The following is a 16,733-nucleotide window of genomic DNA, read 5'->3' as shown; positions in this document are numbered from 1 at the left end:
CTCGCACGCGTCTAACGTATTGTTAATGAAGATAATCATGAACCTAACGCAAATTTTTCGCCGTATTGCGCAGCGTCTCACTCCTCGTCACTTTGGCCTGCTGACGGGTATCTTTTGTATTATTGGCCTTTTCTCCGCGCTGCAGCTCTCCTCCTCATTCCTGCTTAACGCCTCCCTGAACGACGCCCAGCGCAACGAGCAGCAAAACCTGCTGGCCTGGCAGCAGCAGAGCAAGCTGGATCTGGCTCGTGTTTCCCTGCTGGCGGCAAGCGATCTGCTTAACCGCTCCGGCGTCTGGTTTATGCAGGATAAAGAGACCGGATCCGACGGGAGCTGGCATAGCCTGATGGACGATGCGCAAAAGGCGCTGGCGGTTTCTCAGCAGGCATGGAAGGCCTGGCTGGCGCTGAATCCGCCGAAAGACGACGCCCTGGTGAACAGCTATCAGCTTTTTTACGGCGCGATCAACGAGCAGGCTGAAGGTTTGATTAAGACCAACACCATCGACGCGTTTTTTGCCGTACCGGCTCAGGCGTTTCAGTCTGATTTTAACGACAACTATGCGCGCTATCAGCAGGCAAGCGAGAAGCAGGCCATGCAGGGGCGCCAGAGCTTAATGGCGCAGCTCTCCGGCCTGCAAACGTTGTTCCTGTTTGCGCCGGTGCTGTTGCTCGCCATCGCGGTTGTCGTCTGGTTCGGCATGTCCAGATGGGTGATTACGCCGCTGCGTCGGTTGATCGCGCATATTAACCGGCTGGCGGCAGGGGATCTCTCCGGCACGCCGCCGAACGTCATGCGCTTCAACCGGGAAATAGGGGAGCTTAGCGACAGTATTGCGACGATGCAGCACGGTCTGCAGCAGCTGGTGACGCAGGTCAGCCATGCCACCGCAACGATGGTGGAGAACATTGATTCACTTGCGCAGGGTAACCAGAAGCTGTATCAGCAGTCAGCGCGCCAGGCAAAAGAGCTTGAGGATGTGACGGCGCATATTGCGGCGCTGGAAAGCCATGTGGAAGGGAATACCGGCTATGCCAGGCTCGCCAGCTCGCGTGCCGATGAGGCGCGTCAGGCGGCCGTGGGCGGCGATCGAATGATGTCTACCGTGAATGCGTCCATGCAGGCGATCGTTGACCGATCTTCTGAGATGCGCGGGATCGTGGCGATGATCGACAGCGTGGCGTTTCAGACCAACATCCTGGCGCTGAACGCGGCCATCGAGGCGGCTCATGCCGGAAACCAGGGGCGCGGCTTTGCCGTCGTCGCCCGGGAGGTCGGTCTTTTGGCCAGAAAGAGCAGCCACTCGACGCAGACCATTCAGGAGCTGATCAACCGCTCGCTGCAGGGCATTGAAGACGGTTCCCGCGCCGTTAACCTGATGGAAGAAAATTTGCAGCAGGTCACCGGTCTGGTGGGCAATTTAAGCAGTTTGCTTAATGATATCTCAACCGCCACGCTCAGCCAGGGAGACAGTATTCACCAGATGACGCGCCAGCTTCAGGCGCTGAATCAGGTCTCCCGTCAGACGGACCTGCTGGTCTCAGACGCCTCGGATGCCTCAGAGCGGCTGCAAAAGCAATCCGATCTTTTATTGCAGGCCGTTTCGCGTTTTCGTCTTAGCGCCTGACGCAATACATAAGCCTCTGTTATACTCGCAGCCCGTTTTAGCCTGAGGGCAAGGAGCAAAGTGTGGCTGCGGTCATCCATAATGAGATGTTGGACGAGATTCTGGCGCAGGTTCGTCCGTTAATTGGAAAGGGGAAGGTTGCCGACTATATTCCGGCCCTTGCCTCGGTGAGCGGGAATAAGCTGGGGATTGCTATCTGTACCATCGACGGACAGCGATACCAGGCAGGCGATGCGACCGAACGTTTTTCAATTCAGTCCATTTCGAAAGTGCTCAGTCTGGTTGCGGCGATGCGCCAGTATGAAGAAGAAGAGATTTGGCAGCGCGTGGGTAAAGATCCTTCCGGCCAGCCTTTTAACTCGCTGCTTCAGCTCGAGATTGAACAGGGTAAACCGCGAAATCCCTTTATCAATGCCGGAGCGCTGGTGGTCTGCGATATGCTGCAAAGCCGCCTCAGCGCACCGCGTCAGCGAATGCTGGAGATTGTTCGCCAGCTCTCGGGCGTTGACGATATTGCTTATGATGCGGTGGTGGCACGCTCGGAGTTTGAACACTCCGCCCGTAACGCGGCTATCGCGTGGCTGATGAAATCCTTTGGTAATTTCCACAACGACGTGGCGACCGTGCTGCAAAACTACTTCCATTACTGCGCCCTGAAAATGAGCTGCGTTGAGCTGGCCCAGACGTTCCTGTTCCTTGCGCACCAGGGGCACGCGCCGCATCTCGATCAGGAGGTGGTTTCTCCGCTTCAGGCCCGGCAGGTTAACGCGCTGATGGCCACCAGCGGGATGTATCAAAACGCCGGTGAGTTTGCCTGGCGCGTTGGACTTCCGGCTAAATCGGGCGTCGGCGGCGGAGTCGTGGCGATTGTACCGCATGAAATGGCGATAGCCGTCTGGAGCCCGGAACTGGATGAAACGGGAAATTCACTTGCCGGCGTGGCGGTTCTGGAGAAACTGACCCAGCGCCTGGGACGTTCCGTATACTGATGTCCGATCTCGATCCTCTCTTTTCCCGCCTGGCGCGATCGACATTTCGCTCGCGCTTTCGGTTAGGCGATAAGGAACGACAGTACTGCTGGGACAAAGGCCCCGAAACCATTGACCGGCACGCCGCGGATTTTGTCGAAAAGCGCCTGGCGCCCGCGCACCCCGCAAACGACGGTAAACAGACGCCTATGCGCGGACATCCGGTGTTTATCGCCCAGCATGCCACCGCCACCTGTTGTCGGGGCTGTCTGGCAAAGTGGCACAACATTCCACAGGGCGTAACGCTCACGGCGCCGCAACAAAATTATATCGTCAGCGTTATCCACCACTGGCTGGTGCTGCAGATGAACGCCTAAATTTGACGAGTTATGCTCCAGTGGTATTTGTGTTATAGATGCATCCCAAGTTAGTCCAGATCGTGCTGACGACCGCAATAATTGCCATAAGCTCTCATATGGAATGATATTTAATGCGTTCTGCTCTTACCGCTATCAGGCCGTTCCAGGTTGACACGCCGCTGCGAAATGCAACGACGATCTTCATCCTCACCACCTTATTCTATTTTGTGGGCGCGGAATTACGGCTCATTGAGGCCCTGTCGCTGTTCTGGCCGCTGAATGGCGTCATGGCAGGGATCTTCGCCCGCTTTGTTTACCTGAATCGGCTGCATTACTATGCGGTATGTTATGTCGCGATGCTGTTGTACGACGCGGTAACGACCAACTGGGGGTTGGCCTCAGTGACGATCAACCTGTCTAACATGATCTTTATCGTCGTTGTCGCCGTGCTGGTTCAACGCGACAAGCGGCTGATGAAGAAAACCCCCGATCCGCTTAACGCATTACGCCTGTTTAACTACTGTCTGATTGCCGCGCTGCTTTGTGCCTTGCTCGGCGCAGTGGGGTCGGTGGGGATTGATAGTCATACCTTCTGGCCGCTCTTTGCCGACTGGTTTAGCGAGCAGTTCTCAACCGGCGTGCTTGTTGTGCCCTGTATGCTCACGATAGGCATGCCCGTGCGCGAATTCAGGTTACGTCTGGAGCAGCTGCTGCCGGTAATTGCGTTGATCGTCTCGGTGGTCGCGTCGGTGGTGATTGGCGGCGCGGGGAGCCTCTCATTTCCTCTGCCTGCGCTTATCTGGTGTGCGGTTCGCTACTCATTGCCGGCGACCTGCCTGCTGACGTTTGTCACTGGCGCTACTGAAATCATTCTGGTCGCCAACTCGATTATTAATATTGCCGTGGCGACGCCGTTTACGACGCCAATGATGTTTTCAGCCCGGCTGGGGATCGCCACGATGGCGATCTGTCCGGTGATGGTTTCCGTCAGCATGGCGGCGATTAATTCCCTGATCCGCCAGGTTTCGCTGAGGGCAGATTATGACTTCTTAACGCACGTCTACTCGCGTTCCGGGCTTTATGAGGCGTTAAAGCATGAAGAAAGCTACCGGCACACGCGTTTTCTGACCGTCATGCTGCTGGATATTGATTATTTCAAAAGCATTAATGATAACTACGGCCACGAGTGCGGAGACCGCGTGCTGGCGTCGTTTGCCCGACAGGTGCAGCAGGTCGTCGGTGAAGACGGTATGGTGGCGCGCATGGGCGGGGAAGAGTTCGCCGTGGTGGTCAATTCAGGCGACGCGCAGCACGGTTTTGAACTGGCTGAACGTATCCGATCCACCGTGGCCAGCCATCCTTTTACATGGCGTAACCAGACGCTCTATCTGACGGTCAGCATTGGCCTCGGCAGCGGAAAGGCCGAGTCATGGCAGTTGACCGAGGTCTTCAACAAGCTCATGGCCGAAGCGGACGATCATCTCTATCGTTCAAAAAAAGCGGGTCGAAACCGTACCAGCGCCCGGGTGGCGGACGAGCACATTGCCGCGCCCTCCGGGAGTGAAACATAGCTGCGTTAATCGTCATAAGGCATTGACGTGAATAGTAAGCGGCTTAACAGGCTGTCAGAACGCTGACAATGTCTCTGTTTAAGCTACGCTTTTAGTAACGCTTTACGTCAGGAGACATTATGAAAGCACCTGCAACCCCTGAAAATGAAACGGACAGACTCAACTCGCTAAGAGAATCAGGTCTGCTTGAGATCGACAGCTCCCCGGCGTTTGACCGCTTAACGCGTCTGGCAAAACGCTTCTTCCAGGTGCCGCTGGCGATGGTCAATCTCATTGATGAGCATTCGCTGATCGTTAAGTCGGCCGACGGTCAGGCGCCCGGCAGCGTTCCGCGTAATATCTCATTTTGTGGTCATACGATCCTCACCGAAGCACCGCTGGTGGTGGGAGATATGCTTCAGGACGATCGTTTTGCGGATAACCCGCTGGTGGCCGGTGAGCCTCGCGTGCGGTTTTACGCGGGCTTCCCGCTGCGCCTGCGCGACGGCGCAAGCGTTGGCTCGCTGTGCCTGATTGATTACGCTCCCCGCGAGTTTTCTGCCGCCGACCTCGCCGTGCTGGGAGACCTTGGCGCGCTGGCTGAGGATGAATTTGCTGCCATCAGCGCGGCGACCACCGATGAATTGACCGGGTTATTCAACCGTCGGGGCTTTAACCAACTTGTTCGGTTCACGCTTTCTATCGCCCGACGTCGGGCTGAGCCGCTCACGCTCGGCTGGCTGGATTTGGATCGCTTTAAGGAGATTAACGATCGTTACGGACACGAAGAAGGGGATAAGGCGCTGAAAGCGATGGCGCAGTTGATGCGCGCCTCTTTCCGTGAAGCGGATCTGCTGGTGCGTTTCGGCGGGGACGAGTTTGCCGTGCTGTTCGCGGATACGGATGAGCAGGGTGCCTGGATTGCCATGCAGTATCTTGCCGAGCAGGTAGAAAATTATAACGCCCGCAGGCTACATCCCTGGTCGCTCCGTTTCTCGTGGGGGCTCAGTGAATTCGATCATAATGGCAACGACCTGCAGCAGTGGTTAAAAGATGCCGATGAAAAGATGTATGCCATGAAACAGCAGCGTCAGCGCGCCCGGTAACATAACGAAAGCGTATGTTCGAACCGTTTGCGTTAAGAAGATGTTAAATGCACAGTGACGGTATTCAACGTAAGGAAAAACAATGAATACCTCACTGCAAATCAAAAACCTCACCCGCGACGACATTCTCACCCACCTTGATGCGCTGGCCGGGATCCTCGAAAACTGTGTGAACGGCGGGGCATCCGTCAGCTTTATGCTTCCCTTTAGTCTGGATAAGGCTCGTTCATTCTGGCTCGGCATTGCCGAAAGCGTCGCGCGAGGCGAGCGGCTGGTGCTGGCCAGTATCGACCCGCAGGACGGCGTCATCGGTACGGTGCAGCTGATCGTCGACCAGCCGGAAAACCAGCCGCATCGCGCCGATGTGGCGAAGCTGCTGGTTCACGAGAAAGCGCGCCGGAAAGGTGCCGCGATGGCATTGATGGAAGCGCTTGAAGCGGAGGCGCGGGCCAGAGATATTTCGGTTCTGGTACTCGATACCTCCACCGGCAGCGGCGCCGAGACGTTCTACCAGCGTGCCGGCTGGCAAAAGGTGGGGGAGATCCCGCGCTATGCCCTGATGCCGGACGGCGCTATGACGGCCACGTCCGTGTTCTATAAGTTTTTATGATTATTTCGTACTACTACACCGTGGATTGATCAAAACAGGGTTTCTGGTCGTTAAGTTTTGATAAGTTATCGTACCAATCTTATCAGGCTGTATGACTAATCATAAAAGGAACCCTCTTGTGAATACGCTCAACCGTCGTGAGTTTCCCGGTGCTCAATACCCGGAACGCATTATTCAGTTTGGTGAAGGCAACTTCCTGCGTGCGTTTGTCGACTGGCAAATTGACCTGCTAAATGAACATACCGATCTTAACGCCGGAGTGGTGATCGTTCGTCCTATTCAGAGCGACTTCCCGCCGTCGCTGAACGCTCAGGATGGTCTCTATACCACAATCATTCGCGGCCTGAACGGGCAGGGTGAAGCGGTGAGTGAGAGCCGTCTTATCCGCTCGGTTAACCGGGAGATCGACGTCTATGGCCAGTATGATGCGTTCCTGAAACTGGCGCACAATCCGGATATGCGCTTTGTTTTCTCGAACACCACCGAAGCGGGTATCAGCCACCACGCGGGGGACAGATTCGACGATGCCCCTGCGGTGAGCTACCCGGCGAAGCTGACGCGACTGCTGTTTGAGCGCTTTAGCCACTTCAACGGTGCGGCGGATAAAGGCTGGATCATCATTCCGTGCGAATTGATTGACTACAACGGTGACGCGCTGCGTGAACTCGTCCTGCGCTATGCCCGGGAGTGGGCGCTGCCTGCCGCCTTTATTCAGTGGCTAAATAACGCCAACAGCTTCTGCTCGACGCTGGTCGACCGTATCGTGACCGGTTACCCGCGCGACGAAGCGGCCACGCTGGAGGCTGAGCTGGGTTATCACGATGGGTTCCTGGATACGGCTGAGCATTTCTATCTGTTTGTTATCCAGGGGCCGGCATCTCTTGCGCAGGAACTTCGTCTGGATAAGTACCCGTTGAATGTGCTGATTGTCGACGACATCAGGCCCTACAAAGAGCGCAAAGTCGCTATCCTGAACGGCGCGCATACGGCGCTGGTGCCGGTGGCATTCCAGGCTGGGTTAGAGACAGTAGGCGAGGCGATGAATGATGCAGAGATCTGCGCATTCGTCGAAAAAGCGATTTATCAGGAGATTATTCCTGTGCTCGATCTGCCGCGTGACGAGCTGGAATCTTTCGCCAGTGCGGTAACAGGGCGTTTTCGCAACCCTTACATCAGACACCAGCTGCTTTCCATTGCGCTCAACGGCATGACTAAATATCGCACCCGCATCCTGCCGCAGCTGCTGGCAGGGCAGAAGGCAAGCGGACAATTGCCTCCGCGTCTGACGTTCGCGCTGGCTGCATTGATAGCGTTTTATCGCGCGGAGCGTAACGGGGAAAACTATCCTGTGCAGGATGATGCATTCTGGCTGGAACGTTATCAGCAGCTCTGGGCGCAGCACCGCGATCGGCAGTTAAGCACCCGTGAGCTGGTGCAGGCCGTACTGAGCGTGAGCGAGCACTGGGAACAGGATCTGACGCAAATCTCCGGTCTCGTCGACCAGGTTACCCTGGATCTGGATGCCATTCTGCTGAAGGGAATGCGCGCAGCGGTGAAACCTCTTTGCTAATGATGTCACCCGGCTTCGGCCGGGTTTAACTAAGGCTTATGTTAGTTACAACATACTATTGGGTCTTTTTTAAAACAACATGCAGCACCGTGCGGTTATCGCCAGGCAGGTCATAAAATTCAATGTTCCGTTAACATGCTTGCAACGGTGAGGGAGATCACGTTTAATAGCCACGCTCTTTTCCTTCCTGAAACTCACTATGATTGTTCGTCCTAAACAGCACTGGCTACAACTGATTTTTGTCTGGCACGGTTCGGTACTTCCCAAAATCTACACGCGACTGCTGCTTAACTTCCTGCTTTCTATCGCCGTTATCCTGATGCTGCCGTGGTATACCTCGCTGGGCATCAAATTTACCGTCGCGCCATTCAGCATTCTCGGCGTGGCGATCGCTATCTTTCTCGGTTTCAGAAACAACGCCTGTTATTCGCGCTACGTTGAGGCTCGCCTGCTGTGGGGGCAGTTGATGATAGCGGCACGCTCGCTGTTTCGCGAGGTAAAAAACACCTTGCCTGACGATAAGCACCTGGGTGAATTTGTCCGCCTGCAGATAGCTTTTGCCAACTGCCTGCGCATGACCCTGCGCCGGGACCTGAACGCGGAACAGCTCTCTCGCTATCTTGCTCCGGATGATTTACGCCACGTGATGAGCGCCAACTCGCCGGCGAACCGTATTTTACTGATCATGGGGGAGTGGCTGGCCGTGCGGCGGCGTAACGGGCAGCTTTCAGACATCCTGTTCCACAGCCTGAACAACCGTCTGAACGATATGTCCATCGTCCTCTCCGGCTGCGAGCGCATTGCGACTACGCCGGTGCCGTTTGCCTATACGCTGATTTTGCACCGCACGGTGTATCTGTTCTGCATCATGCTGCCGTTCGCGCTGGTTGTGGATCTGCACTACATGACGCCGTTTGTCTCGGCGCTGATCTCATATACCTTTATCTCGCTGGATACCCTGGCGGAAGAGCTGGAAGACCCGTTCGGCACAGAAGATAACGATCTGCCGCTGGACGCCATCTGCAACATGATGGAACGCGATCTGCTGCAGATGAACGATGAAGACAACATTCCTGAAAGGCTGATGCCGGATAAGTATTATCAGCTGACCTGACGGGCGTTCCACTCGTCGCGGGTGATTTCCCACAGCTCGGAATCCAGCATGCCGCTGACGTAGGCTTTCTTTTCCGTCCTGATAAGCCGCATGCCGCTACTGTCTGAAATACGCCGGGAGCGGCTGTTTGCGGCAGCCTTCGGGGCGCGTAAAACGGATTTGTTTAGCGTATTGAACCAGTAATCCGTCGCAGCAATGCTGGCCTCACGCATGTATCCCTGGCCCTGAAACTCCGGCGCCAACCAGAATCCACGGTTGTTATCTTCGACGTCATACAAACAGATAATACCCATCAACTCATCCGGCACCTCGCGACGGCGGATGCTCCAGAACCAGGCGATCCCTTTTGCCATATCCGGCAGCGCCACGTTGTTGACATAGTTTTCCGCGCCGTTGTCCGGGTAGGGCCAGGGCACGGAGGAGACCATATACCGGACGATCTCCCAGCGCGGATAAAGCGTTTGAATCTGGGCCGCATCTTCGGCAACCAGCGGTTTTAGCAGCAAGCGTTCTGTCGTGAGCGTCGGTATCGTCATCCGCGGATCTCCCTATTTAGGCGTTATGCTTTTGTTTGCGTTCTGGTATTTTCATCTCTATCACATTCAGTTGAGGCGCGCTGGGTTTATTCCCTACCAGAAATGGGCATCCTTTCTTTAATGGCAAAATATTGATGAGCTTTGTGTCTCTTTTAACCGGACGGGTATTCCAGGATCTCCTGCAGCATGGCAAAGAGATAGAGGAGGCTATTGCTCATCGTGATACCCGTCTCTTGAATTATTCCACGTCAGAGCTGGAACGGTTTTTTTCGCGTCCTCTCAGGGAGCTTCCGCATCAAAATCCTTATCCGGTAGCGGTGCTGTTACCTCTGTTTTTAGTGGCGTTTGCGTTAAACCTTCTGCCTTTTCTCAGCGCGTTGCAGGGTTTGTCACCTTTACATCATGCTTTGAGCTTTTTCGTACCATCATTGACGATGACAGGCGCGCTCATTGTGATAAGCGTACTCCTGGCTCGTGGGAAGACGTCGGGATTGTTGGGGTTTAGGTCGTTGTCCATCATTCTGTTGATAACGACCCTCGTTCAGGTTTTACATATCCTGCTTTCGCGTGACGGAGACCTTTGGCCGCTGGTCATCGCATGCTTCGCACTGTTATTTTGTCGGTTGGTGATGAACAGCAGTGGCTTTGTGCTATTTACGCTCTATTGTCGTACTCAGCGTCTTGCCAGACTGGCACGGGAAATGCGACTAAAAAGCCGATAAAGGGGGGGTATGACTTTACGAAAAGCTAAGCCACAGGAAGCCGAAATACTCTGGAATATTCGCAATCAGGCGATTCGTCACGGCTGTAAAACCAGTTACGACGACGTCATTGCGCGCTGGACGCCGGATCTCATGCCAGAACGCTATCGGCAGACGATCGTTGAATACCCTTTTTACGTGGTGGAAGATGAAAAGGGCGACGTTGCGGCGACCGGCTATCTGGATCTGGATACCCACTGTCTGGAGGCGATTTTCACCTTACCCTCGGCATTCGGCAAAGGCTTGGCGACCCGGATTATCGAGGCGCTAAAAAATGAGGCCCGCAGTCGGGGGATAGCCCGCCTGAGGCTAGATGCAACGCCTAACGCCCAGTCGTTTTATCAGAAACTGGGGGTTGTGACGCTGAGCGAAACCTATCATCACTCGCGTATGGCGGGAGCTGATTTACGCTGTTTTGAAATGGCGATCGACTTGTAATGTGAGGAACCCATGGCCGTCACGGTAAGACCTCTATGCGAAAATGATTATTCCCAATGGCGACCGCTGTGGGATGGCTATACCCATTTTTATGATTGTTACCTCGAGGAATCCATCACCGCATCGACATGGGAAAGGGCGCTCTCAGCGCATTCTCAGATGTTCTGCCGCGTGGTAGAGAAGGATGAAAAGGTCATCGGTTTCGCGATGTGCATTCTGCACGAAGGAACCTGGTCAACGGCCCCCATATGCTATCTGGAAGATCTGTTTGTTGATGCCGACGAACGCGGGGCGGGAGCCGGTAAGGCGCTTATTGATGCTCTGATTGAGGAAGGCAAGCGCGAAGGGTGGTCAAAGCTGTACTGGGTCACGCGGGAGAATAACCCGGCGCGTAAACTCTATGACAAATATGGTGAAGCTGACGATTACGTCCGCTATCGCCTCTCCCTTTAAGGCGACAACGCCTGTGTTTGTATCACACTGTATCAGCGTCCCGGATACATACACAGGCTTGCAATAAACCCGCTTTCGCACATATCCGCTATACATTGCCGTGTTGTTATATCCCCGTGAATTGTACTCAACCGGAGATACCAACATGTTTAGCAAACTCGCGTATTCAACTCTCGCACTGACCGTTTCCCTTGGCACAGTGATGTCCTGTCAGGCCGAAGTCACCGGCACAACTTTCGCGGCAGCCTTCGATCGTCCACAGCAAATTAACGCCGGCGATCTGAATGTTGGTTATGTCGACATCGGCCCGAAAAACGGCCAGCCGGTAATTTTACTGCACGGCTGGCCCTACGATATTCACAGCTACGCCGAGGTTGCACCCGCGCTGGCGGCAAAAGGCTATCGGGTAATAGTGCCGTCTCTGCGCGGCTACGGCACCACGCGCTTCCTGTCAGCCAAAACGCCGCGCAACGGCCAGCCTTCCGCCATGGCGAAAGATATTGTGAACCTGATGGATGCCCTGAATATTAAGCAGGCGGTATTTGCTGGATATGACTGGGGCGCCCGTACCGCGGATATCGTTGCGGCGCTGTGGCCAGAGCGCGTTAAGTCACTGGTGTCGGTGAGCGGGTATCTCATCAGCAGCCAGCAGATTGGCAAACAGCCGCTGCCGCCAAAAGCGGAGCAGCAGTGGTGGTATCAGTTCTATTTCGCCACAGCGCGCGGTGCTGAGGGTTATGCCAAAAACACGCATGACTTCGCGCGCTTAATCTGGTCTCAGGCCTCGCCTGACTGGAAATTTAGCGATGCTGTCTTCAACGCCAGCGCCAAATCGCTCGATAACCCGGATCACGTCGCCGTGACGCTCAGCAATTATCGCTGGCGTTTAGGGCTGGAAAAAGGCGAACGCAAATACGACAGCTACGAGCAAAAACTCGCTACGCTGCCGAATATCACCGTTCCAACGATCACTATCGAAGGCGGGAACAACGGTGCGCCGCATCCGGCACCGCAGGCCTACGCGGGTAAATTTACCGGTAAATATGAGCATCGTACCTTCGGGGCAACCGTGGGGCACAATCCGCCTCAGGAAGATCCGCAGGATTTCGTCAAGGCCGTCGTTGACGCTGACAAGCTCTGAAATGTGCTATTTTCAGTACGTTACCCTTCGGTCTGGAGATTTCGGTGGAGCATATTGATCATATCCTTGTCGTCGATGACGACAGGGATATTCGTGAACTGATTGTCGATTATCTCGGTAAGTCTGGCTATCGCGCGACGGGCGCGGCCAACGGCAAAGAGATGCGCGTCGTGCTGGATAAACAGCATATCGACCTGGTGGTGCTGGATATCATGATGCCCGGCGACGACGGGCTTACGCTGTGTCGAGAGCTACGCGTCGGGAAATATAAAGATCTGCCCATCCTGATGCTGACGGCCCGCAATGAGGAGACGGACAGGATCCTGGGTCTGGAGATGGGCGCGGATGACTACGTGGTGAAGCCGTTTGTTGCCCGCGAACTCCTGGCGCGCATCAAAGCGATTTTACGGCGTTTTCGCACGATGCCGCCCAATCTGCAGGTGACAGAAGCCGGGCGGCTGGTGATGTTCGGTGAATGGCAGCTCGATACCGTTGCCCGTCACTTAATCGATCCGGAAGGGGTGATCGTCGCGCTCAGCGGGGCGGAGTATCGCCTGCTGCGCGTTTTCCTGGACCATCCTCAGCGGGTGCTGACCCGCGATCAGCTGCTCAACCTGACGCAGGGACGCGACGCCGAGCTGTTTGAACGTTCTATCGACCTGCTGGTTAGCCGCGTTCGCCAGCGTCTGAATGAAGATGCCCGCACGCCCGCCTATATCAAGACCGTGCGCAGCGAGGGCTATGTGTTTACCATGCCGGTCACCATCAAAGAGGCTAACGAATGACGCTCTGGCCTCGCTCGCTGCTGGCCCGCTTGCTGCTCGTCGTGCTGTCCGGCCTGCTGCTGGCTAACGGCCTGAGCCTGACGCTGGTCATGATTGAACGAATGCACAGCGCCAGAACGGTGATGCTCGGCAATCTTGAAAACGACGTCGCAACCAGCGTCGCCATTTTAGACCGCTTACCGGCCAGCGAACGCGCGGCCTGGCTGCCGCGCCTCGAACGGGGTAACTACCGCTATATTCTGGGGCCGGGAGAGCCCGGCAATGCGCCGACGGATAAGCGTTCGCAGGACGCCATCCGAACCTTAAAAGCGACGCTCGCGACACAGTACCCGCTCAGCTTTACCGCCGTTCCCGGCGCCGTTTCACACATCCAGGCGCATCTGACGCTGCGCGACGGCGCGCCGCTGACCATTGACCTGATCCCACGCATGCCGCCGGTCGCCAGCTGGCTGCCTGTTGTGCTGATCCTGCAGCTGCTGTTGCTGGCAGCGTGCGCCTGGATTGCCGTGCGGCAGGTGGTGCGGCCTTTTTCACAATTTACCCGCGCGGTGGATTCGCTGGATCCGGCGGCCAGCACGCCAATGACGCAGAAAGGGCCGCTTGAGGTGCAGCGTGCAGCGCATGCCTTCAACGCCATGCAGGCGCGCATTCAGTCTTATCTCCGGGAGCGCGCGCAGATCCTGGCGTCCATTTCTCACGATCTCCAGACCCCAATTACCCGCATGAAGCTGCGCGTCGAGATGGCAGGTGAACCTGAACTTCGCGACAAGCTCCTGAACGATCTTGATAGCATGACGCGTCTTGTTCGCGAGGGTATTGCGTATGCCCGGTCATCAGAATCGCTGGAAGAGACCCCGCTGAAGCTGGAGCTGAACGCCTGGGTCAACAGCATCGCCTGCGATTATCAGGACATCGGTAAAAACGTGCAGTTTCAGGCAGGCGAAGCCCGTTTACCGATCGTTACGCGTCCCCAGGCGCTTCGTCGGGTGATGACCAACCTGCTGGATAACGCCCTTAAGTTCGGAGAGCATGCCGTTATTGCCATTGATAATTCGTCTTCCGAAGAGGTGGTTATTCACATCACGGACGGCGGGCCGGGAATACCCGATGACGAACTTGAGGCGGTATTACAGCCGTTTTACCGGGTGGAAACATCCCGCAACCGCGATACCGGCGGAACAGGACTCGGACTGGCGATTGCCGCGCAGCTCACCGCTCAGCTGGAAGGAAAGCTCAACCTGACGAACCGGTCCGGAGGCGGACTGGATGTCTCCATTACGCTACCGCGCCGTTAATTGTACGGCTTTGTATCTCCCGGCCCGGGCGATACAGAGCCAGACAAAACCCGCGTTTTTACACATATCCTGAACACATCCGCACGATGAAATAGCCTCACTGCAGCGTCGCAGGAATTGTATTGTGAGGTGTCTATGTTTCTGTTAATCGCTTTTCTGGGCGGGATGATAAGCCTGCTCAGCCCATGTACGCTCCCGGTTATTCCACTCCTGTTCGCCGGCTTTCAGGGACAACGACGACATATTCTGGCCCTGCTCGTGGGGATGATCGTGATGTTCAGCCTGGTTGCGATGGCCGTCACCGTCGCCAGTGAGTGGATCGCAGAGGCAACTATCGTCGGGCGCTGGATCGCCCTCGTCATTCTGGCCACGGCCGCGCTGGCCCTGATTTTTCCGTCATTCGCCCAGCGTATTGCGGGTCCGGCCGTCAGCGCGGGCAATATTCTGAATGCCCGAAGCGGGCAAACGCGCGGTATGGCATCGGCTTTTCTGGCCGGGCTTGCGGTGGGGCTGCTCTGGTCTCCCTGCGCCGGTCCCATACTGGGCGCCATTTTCAGCATTAATATCGCCGGCCACTCGGCCATTGCGACGGGCGCGCTGCTGGCGGCCTACGGTAGCGGATGTGCGCTAATGCTGAGCCTGCTCGTTTTCGGCGGCCGCACGCTGATGGCGCCGTTAAGAGCTAAATCGGCGCTGATGGAAAAGCTGCGGCAGGGGACGGGCGTGGTGATGCTGTCGGCTGTCGTATTTAACGCGAAAGGAATGACTTCGCTTCTGAAAGGAGCAAACGGCGTTGCAGACCGTCTGGAGACAACACTTTTGACGCTGGCGAAACCCACAGCCGCGCCGGTGAAGCTCCAGCCGGTCGTGATGGCAGAGCCCAGCAGCCAGTTGCCTTCGTTAAGCGGCGGAACAGGGTGGATTAACGGTGACCCTGTCACGTCTGAATCCCTGCGAGGGAAGGTGGTGTTGATTGATTTCTGGACGTGGGATTGCATTAACTGCCAGCATACGCTTCCGCACGTGCGAGACTGGGCCAGGAAGTATCAGTCGCAGGGGCTGGTCGTGATTGGGGTGCACACGCCTGAATACCCCTGGGAAAAACCGCTCGCCTCGGTGAAAAACGCGGTAAATAAATGGCAGCTGCCGTACCGGGTGGTGACGGATAACAACTATCAAATCTGGAACGCTTTCGGGAACCAGTACTGGCCGGCGCATTACTATTTCGATGCCAAAGGCCAGCTACGCTATACCGCCTTTGGCGAAGGAGATTATGCGCAGCAGGAAAAGGTCATTCAGCAGCTGCTGAAAGAAGCCCGGTCATAACCCGTCAGGGCTGGCGTTGAGCCACAATAAACAGTCGTGGAAAAGCGAGCAGTATCTGCCCATTTTCCTGAAGCGGATACTGCTCTTCCAGCAGTTCATGGTAGCGTTTCAGGAAACGTTTCTGCTCGTTCTCATTCAGTTCCTGGAGCCACGGGCGCAAGCCGGTGGCGCTTACCCAGTCAATAATGGCCTGATGCGAGCTCATTTTGTGGAAATAGGTTGTCCGCCAGATATCCACGTCACAGCCCGCCTCGGACAAGATATCGTAGTAGGCATGCACTCCCGGCAGAGGTTCGCGGCCGCGGTCAGGGTAGTCTTGCTCCAGCGCCACTTCACGCATCGCCACATGAGTGGGTTCAAGCCAGTTGTCAGGCATCTGGATCGCCAGCACGCCATTTAACTTAAGCAGGGAAATAAGGTGCGGCAGGAGATCGTAATGGTCATGAACCCATTGCAGCGACGCGTTGGCATAAATCAGGCTCAGCGGCTGGCCAGGCTTGTACTGGCGGATATCGGCCTCAACAAAATGGCAGTCAGGTAAGGCGGCGCGCGCTTCCACGAGCATAGCAGGGGAGTTATCTACCCCTGTAATGTGAGCAGAAGGCCAGCGATGCTTCAGAAGCGCCGTGCTGTTTCCTGGCCCACAGCCCAGATCGACGATAGTAGCGGCCTCATCCAGAGAAATTCTGGCGAGCAATTCGGCAGCTGGACGCGTTCTTTCAGCGCCATATTGCAGGTAAAGAGAGGGATTCCAGTCGGCCATTATTTGTTCTCCGTTTTGCATGCTTCTGCAAGAATAGCACAGGGAAATGCCCGGAAAACCGTACCGGCGAGGATGTTTGAGTAGACGTAGATGAAGTCAGCAGAGTGGACAAAACGAAGATGAGGCAAAAAACATGAAAACAGAAATATTACCCCTTAAAAAATTAAGGGGCAATGCTTTTATTGTAATTATTTTATGATTATTGTTTTTTAATATTTTATCGGCAAAGTGCTTCTTATGCTCTGTACCCGAAACTTTAAATATTAGATAATCATCGATGGGTATATCCCTGGTGTTTCGTAGGTCTTTGACCTCCTGACCGCTTAGTTTT

17 protein-coding genes are annotated in these 16,733 nt (G+C 55.6%); 15 read left to right on the top strand and 2 right to left on the bottom strand.

Features of this window, described 5'->3' with window-relative positions; all coding sequences use genetic code 11:
* Positions 1-37 precede the first annotated feature (37 nt).
* The 8 genes from NUX24_RS12860 (at position 38) to NUX24_RS12825 (ending at position 8,904) form a co-directional block, all read left to right on the top strand.
* The gene (locus tag NUX24_RS12860) at positions 38-1,627 is read left to right on the top strand and encodes a methyl-accepting chemotaxis protein (protein ID WP_257831980.1); all 1,590 of its coding nucleotides are present in this window, start codon (positions 38-40) and stop codon (positions 1,625-1,627) included.
* 62 nt (positions 1,628-1,689) lie between these two features.
* Entirely contained in the window at positions 1,690-2,616 is a 927-nt protein-coding gene (gene glsB / locus NUX24_RS12855) for a glutaminase B (protein WP_023311792.1), read from the top strand.
* Positions 2,616-2,972, top strand: a complete 357-nt coding sequence (locus NUX24_RS12850; protein WP_047060875.1) for a DUF4186 domain-containing protein — start codon at positions 2,616-2,618, stop codon at positions 2,970-2,972. Before glsB ends, NUX24_RS12850 begins: the two co-directional genes overlap by 1 nt.
* A gap of 113 nt (positions 2,973-3,085) precedes the next feature.
* Positions 3,086-4,525 carry a GGDEF domain-containing protein gene (locus NUX24_RS12845; RefSeq protein ID WP_149323774.1) on the top strand — a complete coding sequence of 480 codons (1,440 nt, stop codon included), beginning with the start codon at positions 3,086-3,088 and terminating at the stop codon, positions 4,523-4,525.
* A gap of 119 nt (positions 4,526-4,644) precedes the next feature.
* Positions 4,645-5,610 (top strand): sensor domain-containing diguanylate cyclase, encoded by a 966-nt coding sequence (locus NUX24_RS12840; RefSeq protein ID WP_257831972.1) that lies wholly within the window; start codon positions 4,645-4,647, stop codon positions 5,608-5,610.
* An 82-nt stretch (positions 5,611-5,692) separates the two neighbouring features.
* Entirely contained in the window at positions 5,693-6,220 is a 528-nt protein-coding gene (locus NUX24_RS12835; protein ID WP_047653301.1) for a GNAT family N-acetyltransferase, read from the top strand.
* A gap of 118 nt (positions 6,221-6,338) precedes the next feature.
* Entirely contained in the window at positions 6,339-7,790 is a 1,452-nt protein-coding gene (locus NUX24_RS12830; protein WP_257831970.1) for a tagaturonate reductase, read from the top strand.
* 199 nt (positions 7,791-7,989) lie between these two features.
* Complete coding sequence (locus NUX24_RS12825) at positions 7,990-8,904, top strand: bestrophin family protein (protein WP_047653303.1); 915 nt, start codon at positions 7,990-7,992, stop codon at positions 8,902-8,904.
* Here NUX24_RS12825 and NUX24_RS12820 read toward each other — a convergent pair.
* Positions 8,892-9,440, bottom strand: a complete 549-nt coding sequence (locus NUX24_RS12820; RefSeq protein ID WP_214575760.1) for a GNAT family N-acetyltransferase — start codon at positions 9,438-9,440, stop codon at positions 8,892-8,894. The two genes, NUX24_RS12825 and NUX24_RS12820, sit on opposite strands and share 13 nt — an antisense overlap.
* A 134-nt stretch (positions 9,441-9,574) precedes the next feature.
* On the opposite strand from NUX24_RS12820, the gene NUX24_RS12815 reads away from it, so the two are divergent.
* The 7 genes from NUX24_RS12815 to NUX24_RS12785 all read left to right on the top strand — a co-directional run bounded on the left by NUX24_RS12815 (position 9,575) and on the right by NUX24_RS12785 (position 15,639).
* Positions 9,575-10,162 carry a hypothetical protein gene (locus tag NUX24_RS12815; RefSeq protein ID WP_257831965.1) on the top strand — a complete coding sequence of 196 codons (588 nt, stop codon included), beginning with the start codon at positions 9,575-9,577 and terminating at the stop codon, positions 10,160-10,162.
* Positions 10,163-10,171: 9 nt separating this feature from the next.
* On the top strand, positions 10,172-10,639 hold the full coding sequence (locus tag NUX24_RS12810; RefSeq protein ID WP_257831963.1) for a GNAT family N-acetyltransferase: 468 nt from the start codon (positions 10,172-10,174) through the stop codon (positions 10,637-10,639).
* A 12-nt stretch (positions 10,640-10,651) separates the two neighbouring features.
* Positions 10,652-11,092, top strand: a complete 441-nt coding sequence (locus NUX24_RS12805) for a GNAT family N-acetyltransferase (protein WP_257831961.1) — start codon at positions 10,652-10,654, stop codon at positions 11,090-11,092.
* A gap of 145 nt (positions 11,093-11,237) precedes the next feature.
* A complete protein-coding gene (locus NUX24_RS12800) occupies positions 11,238-12,233 on the top strand; it encodes an alpha/beta fold hydrolase (protein WP_257831959.1) in 996 nt (331 codons plus the stop codon).
* Positions 12,234-12,277: 44 nt separating this feature from the next.
* Positions 12,278-13,018: a response regulator gene (locus NUX24_RS12795; RefSeq protein ID WP_257831958.1), complete on the top strand. Its 741-nt coding sequence runs from the start codon at positions 12,278-12,280 to the stop codon at positions 13,016-13,018.
* Positions 13,015-14,313 (top strand): ATP-binding protein, encoded by a 1,299-nt coding sequence (locus NUX24_RS12790; RefSeq protein ID WP_257831956.1) that lies wholly within the window; start codon positions 13,015-13,017, stop codon positions 14,311-14,313. Before NUX24_RS12795 ends, NUX24_RS12790 begins: the two co-directional genes overlap by 4 nt.
* Positions 14,314-14,448: 135 nt before the next feature.
* A complete protein-coding gene (locus NUX24_RS12785) occupies positions 14,449-15,639 on the top strand; it encodes a cytochrome c biogenesis protein/redoxin (protein ID WP_257831954.1) in 1,191 nt (396 codons plus the stop codon).
* Positions 15,640-15,643: 4 nt separating this feature from the next.
* On the opposite strand, the gene tam is transcribed toward NUX24_RS12785, so the two are convergent.
* Positions 15,644-16,402 carry a trans-aconitate 2-methyltransferase gene (gene tam / locus NUX24_RS12780; RefSeq protein ID WP_257831952.1) on the bottom strand — a complete coding sequence of 253 codons (759 nt, stop codon included), beginning with the start codon at positions 16,400-16,402 and terminating at the stop codon, positions 15,644-15,646.
* Positions 16,403-16,733 lie beyond the last annotated feature (331 nt).

The organism is Enterobacter sp. HG048 (assembly GCF_024702055.1).
Classification (GTDB): Bacteria; Pseudomonadota; Gammaproteobacteria; order Enterobacterales; family Enterobacteriaceae; genus Enterobacter; species Enterobacter dykesii.
The sequence above is the reverse complement of the archived record's forward strand: the minus strand, read 5'-3'. Positions and strand labels throughout refer to the sequence as shown.